Below are 2,694 nucleotides of genomic sequence, written 5' to 3' on the forward strand. Positions count from 1 at the left end.
CACCAGGTGACCGAATCTCACCAGGTGACCGGGAGCGCGTGCAGCCCGTGTACGGCGTGATGGGCACGGAACGCTACCTGTTCGTAGGGCACGGCCAGCGCGAGATCGGGAAAGCGGCGCAGCAGCGCGGGGAACGCGATGCGCATCTCCATCCGGGCCAGCGGCGCTCCCAGGCAGTGGTGCACGCCGTAGCCGAAAGCGACGTGGCCGGGAGCCCCACGGGTGATGTCGAGCCGGTCCGGATCCCCGACGAGAGCCGGGTCTCGGTTGGCCGCAGGCAGCGCCAGGAGCAGTTGTTCGCCCGCCGGGATGCGGTGACCGGCGATCTCCACCTCGGTCGTCGTCGTGCGGGGCACGCCGGAGGGCACGATGGACAGCCAGCGCAGCAGTTCCTCGACGGCGGGCTCGACCTGGGCCGGATCGTCGCGGACCCTGGCGAGCTGGTCGGGATGGCGCAGCAGCGCCAGGGTGCCGAGAGCAAGCATGTTCGACGTCGTCTCGTGCCCGGCGGCCAGCAGCAGCGAGGCGATGCCAACCAGCTCGGCGGTGCTCAGCTCGTCGCCGTGCTCGCGCACCAGCCTGCCCAGCAGGTCCTCGCCCGGGGCCGCCTGCGCCCGCGTGACCAGCCCGGCCATGTACGCACGGGCCTCACGCTGCAGGGCCAGCCGCTGCTCGATCGGCAACGAGGCGTCGATCTGCCGGCGGGTGCGGTGCTGGAACTCCGCGCGGTCGGAATACGGCACCCCCAGCAGCTCGCAGATCACCAGCGACGGCACCGGAAGCGCGAAGGTCGCGACCAGATCGGCCGGTCGGCCGGCCCGTTCCAGCTCGTCGAGCGCCGCGTCGACGATGTCCCGGATCCGCGGTTCCAACCTGCGCATCCGGCGCACGGTGAACTCCGGGGTGAGCATCCGGCGCAGCCGGGTGTGATCTGGCGGATCGAACGCGAGCATCTGCCCCGCCCGCAGTTCGGCGATTTCCTCATCACTCAGGACGGGACCGCCAGGACCTACGACCCACTGATTGACGTTGCTGAACCTGCCCGGATCCGCGAGTATCTCACGGACGTCCTCGTACCGGCTGACCAGATACGCGGGTACCCTGAACACGGTGACAACGCGGCAGACGCCGTCGGTGTCCCGGGTCCGGACGAGTTCCTCGACCGGATCGAACTGCGCTCGCCGTATATGCAACGGAACTATCGGTGCCGCGGCCATCGCCTGTCCACCCTTCGCCGTTCACGCGGGACCTCGGACACCGACGACGCTACCATCCACGCGAAAAATAACTGTCGCTCGAACGGGCCGCATCCGGATATCCACCGCCAGAGATAATCCCGAGGAAGAAAAAATCCATCAACGAGTGGACCGACGTTATTCGACGCTAGTCGGCATTGTTTGGTGTTGTTTGACAAAATTCATCATAGTTCAATATTATCCGCTGCCTTCAGCTACCCATTCATCACCATCGAGAAGAATGCCACGGTAAATCATCCGCAGAGAGTCGGCCTTCCCCACGCCAGGCTCACGCCCGAGCGCGGATGATGGTCCGACTACCCGCCGAGCGGGCCTGGGCCGGTCAGATCGACCGAGGCAAGATCCGTGTTGCGGAGGGTAACCGAGACTCCTACAGTTCGGTTGTACCACCGGATGCTGCGGATGCCGCGGATACCGCGCCCTCCGGTGAGTTCCGACCCCGCCCCGCGCCGGCCGATTCCTCGCCACCGGCCGGTGCCCCTCAGCATGCGTCATGACGGGTACCGAGCGACACACATGGGAGCCAGAAGATGAGGGACCGCAGGGAGACAGACGTCGTCGAGCTGGCACAAGAACACGCGGAGCTGCTGCCCGAGCGCATGACCCTGGCGGCGGTCGAGATAAACCGCACCGAGTTCGACCCCACCTTCTACCCGGTCGGCTCGCCGGGCAGCAACAACGCCCAGATCGATAATCATCCGGAGCCACAGACTGCCTACAGCGACGGAGCGTTCATCAAGACCATCGCCAACAGCTGTAACCGCATCGAGCAGTGGTGAGCTCCGGGCCGATTCTGCTCCTCGCGCCGGTCTCCCTGGCCGGGTAACCGACCACGTTCCCCCGGGGTTGCCAAGGGCACCGTGAATCCGCGACCACCGGCCGACCGAATATCCTTCGGTCGGCCGGAAAGCATGCCCTCACCTCAGTCAGATCGATCCGAGAAAGCCAGCCGAAGTTTCGACTGACGCTGGGCACGACCGCACCGTGACACACCCTGTGCAGGTGCTGGCCACCAGATTGAGCGGTGGCTAGCGTTCCCACCGCCTGAATATCCGAGGCAACTCAGATCGGTGGGAAACAAGGATGAACGATATCACGGGCAACTGCGCCGACGAGCTGAATGGAGAACTGTTCTTGGAATGGGCGGAACTACTGCCCGAGCGAACGACTCTCGCCGCGGTCGAGGTCGGTCGGAAGGAGTTTGACCCAACCTTCTTCCCGGTCGGCTCCCCCTGGTCGAAAATGGCACAGATCGACGCTCATGCGGAGCCGCAGGTCGCCGGTGGATTCCTGCCCATTCTCATCACACTGGTACCGAGCATCAACATCATCATCCAGAGATAACACCGACCTCTTTACGGCTTTACCGCTTTACCGCTTTACGGCTACGACCGACAGATACACCGCCGGATTCCTCCGGGGGTGGTCACCCGGCCGG

3 protein-coding genes are annotated in these 2,694 nt (G+C 65.1%); 2 read left to right on the forward strand and 1 reads right to left on the reverse strand.

What is annotated here, in order from left to right:
* Positions 1–17: 17 nt before the first annotated feature.
* Complete coding sequence (locus ACY5KJ_RS00725) at positions 18–1,217, reverse strand: cytochrome P450 (RefSeq protein ID WP_462189052.1); 1,200 nt, start codon at positions 1,215–1,217, stop codon at positions 18–20.
* Positions 1,218–1,786: 569 nt separating this feature from the next.
* On the opposite strand from ACY5KJ_RS00725, the gene ACY5KJ_RS00730 reads away from it, so the two are divergent.
* A complete protein-coding gene (locus tag ACY5KJ_RS00730; RefSeq protein WP_462189053.1) occupies positions 1,787–2,035 on the forward strand; it encodes a hypothetical protein in 249 nt (82 codons plus the stop codon).
* A gap of 304 nt (positions 2,036–2,339) precedes the next feature.
* Positions 2,340–2,600 carry a hypothetical protein gene (locus tag ACY5KJ_RS00735; RefSeq protein ID WP_462186929.1) on the forward strand — a complete coding sequence of 87 codons (261 nt, stop codon included), beginning with the start codon at positions 2,340–2,342 and terminating at the stop codon, positions 2,598–2,600.
* Positions 2,601–2,694: the final 94 nt, after the last annotated feature.

Source organism: Frankia sp. CcWB3 (genome assembly GCF_977927595.1).

What these genes read in the sequence shown, in the direction of transcription:
- ACY5KJ_RS00730 (WP_462189053.1), top strand. Translation starts at nt 1,787, where the DNA reads ATGAGGGACCGCAGGGAGACAGACGTCGTCGAGCTGGCACAAGAACAC.
- ACY5KJ_RS00735 (WP_462186929.1), top strand. Translation starts at nt 2,340, where the DNA reads ATGAACGATATCACGGGCAACTGCGCCGACGAGCTGAATGGAGAACTG.
- ACY5KJ_RS00725 (WP_462189052.1), bottom strand. Translation starts at nt 1,217, where the DNA reads ATGGCCGCGGCACCGATAGTTCCGTTGCATATACGGCGAGCGCAGTTC.